Origin of the sequence: Tolypothrix campylonemoides VB511288_2 (genome assembly GCF_045999855.1) — a bacterium.
Taxonomy (GTDB): Bacteria; Cyanobacteriota; Cyanobacteriia; order Cyanobacteriales; family Nostocaceae; genus Scytonema; species Scytonema bouteillei_A.
In genome coordinates this window covers 24866-32387 of record NZ_JBFPMW010000009.1, presented here as the reverse complement: position 1 = coordinate 32387, position 7522 = coordinate 24866, and the positions used below count along the sequence as shown (strand labels likewise).

At 37.5% G+C, this 7522-nt stretch carries 5 protein-coding genes; 2 read left to right on the top strand and 3 right to left on the bottom strand.

What is annotated here, in order from left to right:
* Positions 1 to 755: hypothetical protein (locus AB0756_RS24645; protein ID WP_408104014.1), on the top strand; the 755-nt coding region annotated here is incomplete at its 5' end.
* Between the two features lie 489 nt (positions 756 to 1244).
* On the opposite strand, the gene AB0756_RS24640 is transcribed toward AB0756_RS24645, so the two are convergent.
* The gene (locus AB0756_RS24640; RefSeq protein ID WP_038103112.1) at positions 1245 to 1856 is read right to left on the bottom strand and encodes a hypothetical protein; all 612 of its coding nucleotides are present in this window, start codon (positions 1854 to 1856) and stop codon (positions 1245 to 1247) included.
* 531 nt (positions 1857 to 2387) lie between these two features.
* Here AB0756_RS24640 and AB0756_RS24635 point away from each other — a divergent pair.
* Positions 2388 to 4055, top strand: a complete 1668-nt coding sequence (locus AB0756_RS24635; RefSeq protein WP_167844777.1) for a serine/threonine protein kinase — start codon at positions 2388 to 2390, stop codon at positions 4053 to 4055.
* A 13-nt stretch (positions 4056 to 4068) separates the two neighbouring features.
* On the opposite strand, the gene AB0756_RS24630 is transcribed toward AB0756_RS24635, so the two are convergent.
* A complete protein-coding gene (locus tag AB0756_RS24630; protein WP_050046713.1) occupies positions 4069 to 5010 on the bottom strand; it encodes a c-type heme family protein in 942 nt (313 codons plus the stop codon).
* 288 nt (positions 5011 to 5298) lie between these two features.
* Complete coding sequence (locus AB0756_RS24625; protein ID WP_038103113.1) at positions 5299 to 7506, bottom strand: hypothetical protein; 2208 nt, start codon at positions 7504 to 7506, stop codon at positions 5299 to 5301.
* Positions 7507 to 7522: the final 16 nt, after the last annotated feature.

The window sequence follows — 7522 nt, the reverse complement described above, 5'->3', positions numbered from 1 at the left end:
CTCAATTGCCTTTAGCTGAAGATGAATTGGATGAAGATGAAGGTGAAGATAATCTTATCTCTCAACCAGTGTCTCAGGACTTAGAAATTATTAACCAAGAGGAATACGAAAATCTGATTTCAGTAGTGAATACTCAATTAACTCTAGACGAAAATGAAGTTTCTGAAGAAACTAACATTGAAACTCAAGAGGTAGAAGATTTTGATGCGATCGCTAACACAGTTGAAGAAGCAGAAAAGCTTTCAAATGAGGACAAAGTGGACAATTCTCAAGCAACGCTCGACTCAGATATTGAAGACGCAAGTGAAGAAGATTCTGAAACCTCAAATCAAACTCCTCAGTTGCCGAAGCAAGCTTTAGAGATTCTGAGTAAAAAGTACATTGCTCTTATGGCTCACGATAGTAAAAAATCAGATTTGGTAGATTTCGTAACTCAGCATAAAAATTTTCTATTCAGATGTCTCACCATCTCAACTCCCGGTATCAGTGAAGCTTTATTCCTGAAAACTGGTTTTGCCACTTCTCAAAAGACTGCTTCAGTACCAGCAGGAGGACATCAATCGATAGCTGCTTTAATTGGTTCCGGAGACATCTTAGCAGTTATTTTGTTGAAAGATATCTTACCGATTCAAAGTCAAGCCAATGAAGATGCGCTCTTGCGGTTATGTAATGCAAATCAAGTTTTGGTTGCAACAAATTTGCCAACAGCAGAAGCCATATTACTCTATATTAAAAACATGGTAAATGCTGTTTAACTAACAATTCTATTGACTCAATCAAATATAGCAAAGGATTTGGCGCTTGATGTACAACCAAATCCTTTGTTGTTAGAGGATTTTTACCCTCTTTATATCATTTTAGATTTTCTAGCGTTTTCCGGTCTGATGAAGTACAAATTTATCCGCGTCCATCTGCGTTCATCTGCGGTTAATTACTTTTTTCTATAACTTACCGAAGTGGGAATTGCTATAGATTGAGCAAATCATGTCTGGAGTTGATTTATACCAAATCTATGTGAAGTTGCACATTATTTGCCCGCACTCTAGAAGAGTGCGGCTATACAAACAAAGCCTGCCTAAGCGCAAAGCGCACGCTACGCGATGCCGCAGGCTATGCCCGTAAGGGCTATACGCAGGCTAATTGTATGCAGCTTCATATTAAATTGGTATTAGTTGATTTAGGCTAAAGTGGGGTAAAACAAAGCTCAATCTTTATTTAAAACTATCAAAAACTTGTACGGCTTTTTAGTCTCTATTACTTGTTTTCTGCTCGATCTTTTGTTGATAATGCTGGAATTGAATATAAATACCAATGCTACCAAATATAACCAAACCTATAACAATTACTATCTCAAAAAATAGTAAAAATTGACTTAAAATATTGCGAAAGTGAGGTATTTGACTAGAAGGCGTACTTTGAACAATCGTAGCATCAGAAACTTCCTGGTTTGAGCAAGGACTTTGAACCATAGTGGTGTCGGTCATTTCTTCTTCAAAGGAGGTACTCTGAAGAATAGTAGCATCAGTAACTTCCTGGTTTGAGAAAGAACTCAGAACCATAGTGGTGTCGGTTATTTTTTCTTGAAAGGAGTTACTCTGAAAAATAGTGGCATCAGAAACTTCTTTGTTTGAGAAAGAACTCTGAACCATAGTGGTGTCGGTCATTTTTTCTTGAAAGGAGTTACTCTGAAAAATAGTGGCATCAGAAACTTCCTTTTTTGAGCAAGGACTCTGAACAATAGTATTATCGGTAACTTCGCTCGCATCTTGCCAAGACTGTTTTGACTCATTTACTATTGCAAAGCGGTCATCAATTAATCGATCTATCAAGGGATTTGGTTGAGAAGAAGATTCCATTTTGCAAATTTTGATAAAGTGAATATTTAATACAGATTATTTTATGTGCGATCGCTCTTCCTAGAGAGTTTTCGAAAAACTTTCAGTGCTCCTGAATTCTTAGGCATTTACAAGACTTAACCATAATAAATAACAAATAATTTGGAGAATAAGTTTAGTCTTTCGTCTAATATATCTTGATTGTGATTTCAGATGAATCGTATAATTTTTTCTTGCAAAATATAAATATTTAGATATAAGATTAATTCTTTAACAAGAGCATTAATTGCTGAAAAAATCAGCTTATTTCTTTAGTATAATTATTCATATAACTTTTGAAACTCCAACCTAACACTCCTACAACAATTGCTAATGGGAGCATCCCAAAGAGTACCAATTGCCCTCCGAATAGAATTCACCGATAGCAGGCGCTTCAACGGAGGGACTTAGCCTGTATAGCTGCGATTAAAATCACAAACGTATTTTTTCCAAATTGAGATGCTCCCTTGCTAATTAGTAGTATTAAATTCTAAATATTTTCAGGCTTGCTATATGAAACCTTCTTCTCAATCAGATCCCTGGATAGGTCGTTCAATTGGTGACCATCAGCGTTATCGCCTAGACAAGCGTTTAGGGGCTGGTGGTATGGGAGATGTTTTTCTTACTATGGATACGCTGTTAGGTCAACAAGTCGCACTTAAACTCCTCAAAGACACTTTAGTGACCTCAGGAGAATTAAGAAAGCGCTTTGAACGAGAAGTGGCTGTGTCTGCGGCTTTAAAAAGCGACCATATTGTTCAAGTTACTGATTATGGAGTGACTCAAGAAGGTTATCCCTTCTATGTCATGGAGTACTTACGCGGAGTCAGTTTAGGACAGTTATTACGACGTGAAGGTCGGCTGTCTATAGAGCAAACAACTAAAATTATTTCTCAAGTGTGTGATGGTCTGCACCTTGCTCATGCAGGAGTCACTTTATGGCGAAATCATGCGACTGTTAGCGAACATATCCAAGTAGTTCATCGTGACTTAAAACCCGACAATATCTTTTTAGTTCCTACAACTTTAGGAGAACTGGTCAAGATTTTAGATTTTGGTATTGCCAAAATTCGGCAAGATTCTGCCGAACATACCAAACTCACAAATATGTTTTTAGGTACTTATCACTATGCTGCACCCGAACAGTTGGAGGTCATGACGAACCTGGATGGACGTGCGGATATTTACAGCCTGGGTATTATTATTTATGAAATGCTTAGCGGTACCGATCCGTTTGGTCTTGGATTCAATACACGTAGAGTGACAGAAATTTCTTGGGCTATAGCTCATACCACTAAACCTGCTGTACCATTGCGATCGCTACCCGGTTTATCACAATTACCAGTATCACTTGAAGCACTAGTCATGAAGTGTTTGCAAAAATCGCCTGATGACCGCTTTGCGACGGTAGACGAATTGAAGCAGGCGTTACAAGCAGCGATGGTTGTAGAAGGCAAAACAACACCTTTGGTAAAACCTTCCGTTCATAGTGCTGATGACAAAACTGTTGCACGTTCTCCCCAAAATTCCCAGGACAAAACCATTGCGCGTCCTTCATCAAACGAACGGGGGCAGACTATTCTACAACCAAGAGGCCCCTCTCAAACCAGTAATTTTGATAAAACAGTTCGTAAGGAAGTAGTGACTGGTGAAACAATTGCCCAGAATTTACCCCCTCTCGAAATAAATTATGAAGAAAGCACTGTTTATCGACCGCTAACCCCTCACGAACAAGAAGTTTCAGATGCAATTTTATCGTTAGAAATGGATTCTCTGATTGAGCTTCTTTCAGAGGTTATAGGACCTATTGCACCTACCTTAATACAAGATATCTCAACACGAAAATCGGATATTAAAGACTTAGTAGAAAATTTAATGCTTTACCTTTCTCTGCAACAGAGACAAGAGTTTGAGAAAAAAGCAATATTGTTTAGCCAAAAACCCATTGATAAAACCAAGCCACGCTTACAAAACTGGCAAAATCAACCAGTAGATAGACGATTTATACGTGAATGTGAAGAAGACTTAGCTCAATTAATTGGTCCAATAGCTCCTTCACTCATTCAAGGAATTCTAGCATCTTACCCCCAAATTTCCCCAGTAGAGATGGTTAGTCTTTTAGTAAAGCAGATTCCTAACTCTAAGATAGCTGAAGAATTTAGACTACGCATCTTAAGTTAGGAATTAAGTACAACTAATGATTCTTTTGAGATATCAGCCTCATAGCAATTTCCAAACTAGATTTCATTCTATTAAATGAGGCAGCTAAAACACCAATTTCATCATTAGACTTTTGTTCAAAATCAGAGCTTGCTTTACCAGTACTCACTGCTTGAGCGAGCTTTGATATTCGCATAATAGGTTTAATGACCGCCCTTCTTAGTAAAAGATTAATGACAATAATAATTATTGCAAAAATACTGATTTCAATTGTCATAACCAACCACCAAGAACGATTAGCACGTTGGAAAATTTTATCAGCCGGAACATAAATCATTTGAGCGAAGAGCGTTTTATCAAGTTCCCAACCAAAGCCATGTTTATCTCCATAGATTGCTAGCTGACTTTTTGGAGCTTTATCTGGAGTTGAATGGCATTGGAGACAAGTTGGGTTATCGAGAGTTAAACGGCGAGCAATATAAAAAGCTTTTCCTGAAGGCAAGTTTCTAAAACCAGACTGCCCTGTATCTGATGCATTATTACTAAATTGGTTAATTATTTGTGTTTCAAAATCATCAGCCTTATCTCTTATATTTGTTGGATCGAGCGCTGCTTCTTTATAAACAAAATCTTGATAGTTATCATTTTTGCGAACATTATCAAAAACCTCTCTTGCAGAAAAAGATGCTACTGTTTGTGGAATAAATTCTGTACTGTTTTGCAATTTATTCTCAAAAAGAGGTATTATCTCATCGGTAGTATAGTTTCTCACAGAATTCATTGTTTGGAGTAAAATATTGGCTTGAGCAGTCACTTCATTTTGTGCTTTTTGGGTCAAAATATTTGAGAAAATAACTCCCCCGACTATAATACTGCCAAGAAAAACAAGTATTAGAAGAAAGTTAAACTTATTAGCCAGTTTTAAATTTTTTGTTAAGTTGTCTAACTTGTTAGATAATTGTGTGTTAGTGAGCATACGACCTAATGAATCAATGTAGAATTTATAGCAAGCTTTTCAAGAAGCAAAAGTACAAATTATCTCAGTCAGCGATCGCGACGTGAAGTGTTGCTTCCTTTAATAGTTTCTCTAAGATTAATCGCTTTTACAATGCTAGATAAACCTTTTAAGCACTAACTTAGTTTTTTTAACACAACTAAAGTTAACTAGTGAGGAGCGTCATTAGTCATTGGTAAGGATTTCAGGTCTATTTACCTGCTTGTAATGTAGTTTGGGTTATTTGTGCCTAGCTACTTAGTACTAAATTTAAAACCTGTTAAATCTTGGTAGAGGCATAAAAGGAGCAGGAGATGGAAGTGGAGTGGGAGTGCTGACTTTCACAGAAAACCCTTTAGAATTACTATGACCGAATTTATCAGTTGCTGTCAATTGAATTGTATTTGGTAAGGCTTCATTAGCCACTAGGTTTAATGAACCTTCAGAAGCAACAGTTCCAAAAGGTGTCAGCTGAACGCTAATGTCTTCACCCTCAACTTCCCACTGCAAAACCACAGGTTCATTGGGTTGAAGAACTATATTAGGTTCTTGACTACCATTTAGCGTAAAAAATACAATCTGAAGTGGTTTAGGTAGAATGTTAATAGTAGACTCTATTTGATAAGAATTAGGTGGTTGACCTGACTGAGAAAAAGCTTGGAGTGCAAACGTATATTTTCCTGGTTCGGGAGTCTTTAAAGAAATCTTAGTACAGGTAAGCAGTTGAGATGTTAGTTGACATGACTTTTTCAATTGGTCGTTTGTATAAGTTGCAAGGACATTCTCACTTCCACTATCTGATTTACCAGTAATTTTCAGTTGTGCAAGTTGGTCTGGATTCTGAATTGTCCAGCTTAAAAGTATTGTATCGCCTGATGTGTACTGGCTTTTGTCTAATTGAAAACTCCCAACTCGGGCTGCTGGTTTTTCATTGATTTTGACTGTAATACTTTCGGTGGAAGAAGGTTTATTCTGTCCTTGAGTGTAGAGTTTAAGGGTAAAAGTATAACTCCCTGGCTGTGTAACGCCAGTATCGTAGTTTGAACAGGTTAAGTATTTAAGTTGTGCTTGACAGATATTATTGAGTTTATTGGGAATTCCTTTACGGAAATCAAAAATCTGAGGAGCGCTGGGTATTTGGCTTTGATTATTTGTCTGTCCTTGATTGTCTATCTCTAGCTTAGAAATTTGTTGAAAGTTGCTAACTTGCCAATCTAACCGGATTTCATCACCTTGAATGTAATTAATACTATCTGGAGAAAAAGCAACTAACTGTGCAGGAGAAGGTGGTTTTAAGAAAAAGAACCAAATTAAAAATGCAATTCCTACTATACTTCCTATAAGTGTTATAAAAAAAGGAATAAATTGCCACCACGGGCGAGAGTTCCATAATAAAGTACCTTCAGGTAATTTATCGGGTAAAGGGTATTCGTCTTTATCTTGCAGACTAACCTGAAAATTCAGAGAAAGTGCAGAACCAAATAACGGTCGTCGCCACCACGGTCTGGGTTTCACTGTTAAATTAACTTTAGTGCTTTTATTGGGGAATAGGCGGACTTTCCGAGGATCGCATTCATATTTATAGAGTTGTTCTTCATCCCGGCTTTTGATATTAAGTTTTAAATCTCGTGGTGTGTTACCTCGGTTATTCAGTTTGATTTCATATAATCCAAAACTGTTACTGATTTTTCCACGAAGAGTATATAGTTCGACATCGAGTAAGTGTATCGGAGGAATTTGAATGTATACCAAATCTAGCAGCACTAAATCTGGAGAGTTCGCTGAGTACAAGCGAATCGTTGGAGAGTAACTACCAGCTAGAGTATTGACAGGAGGCTTTAATTCTAACAGGATTTTTCCTCTGGTATTTGGATTGAGTTCTAATCCACTTGTTCCTGCTAATATACCAGGTCCTTCTACACCTGTATTGGGGTAACGAATTGCATACCAATCATCTTCTAAATCTGAGCAAACTAGACGAAAGCGATCGACTCGGTTTGACCGATTGTCAACCATTACTTCTATCTGCAAAGCCTCTTTTGATTTGAGAATTATTGGGTTACGAGGGTTACTGGCTGGTTTTAATGAAAAAGTGGGATCGTTAACTCGAACGACAGTATGCTCTTTGAGCATAACTTTGAGTTGTCGCGGATACTGTATCGGCGTGTCTTCAGGAAAATGTTCTGGAGCATCTACAACTAGAGTATAGTCATAGGTTCCTGGTAAAGTATTTGTAGGAATCTTAAACTGAAATGTTAACTCGCTACTCTGTTGAGGACCGAGTGCTAAGCTTTCTCGCGATGAGTTGCTCCATTGATGTAGGGTTTCTGATGCTTCATCAAAAAACACATCAATAACAGCACCTCGATCGCTCTGATTGGTAATAACAATATAAAGTTCAACTGTATCTCCAGGCATTGCGGGTTGAACGCCGGGAGGATCTATAATTACCGATAGTGGACTGGCTTTGTTTTGCATTTTAAAGGAGTTTGCT

Bases quoted from the DNA above. Each gene is read 5' to 3' on its own strand.
- AB0756_RS24635 (WP_167844777.1), top strand. From the start codon at position 2,388: ATGAAACCTTCTTCTCAATCAGATCCCTGGATAGGTCGTTCAATTGGT.
- AB0756_RS24640 (WP_038103112.1), bottom strand. From the start codon at position 1,856: ATGGAATCTTCTTCTCAACCAAATCCCTTGATAGATCGATTAATTGAT.
- AB0756_RS24630 (WP_050046713.1), bottom strand. From the start codon at position 5,010: ATGCTCACTAACACACAATTATCTAACAAGTTAGACAACTTAACAAAA.
- AB0756_RS24625 (WP_038103113.1), bottom strand. From the start codon at position 7,506: ATGCAAAACAAAGCCAGTCCACTATCGGTAATTATAGATCCTCCCGGC.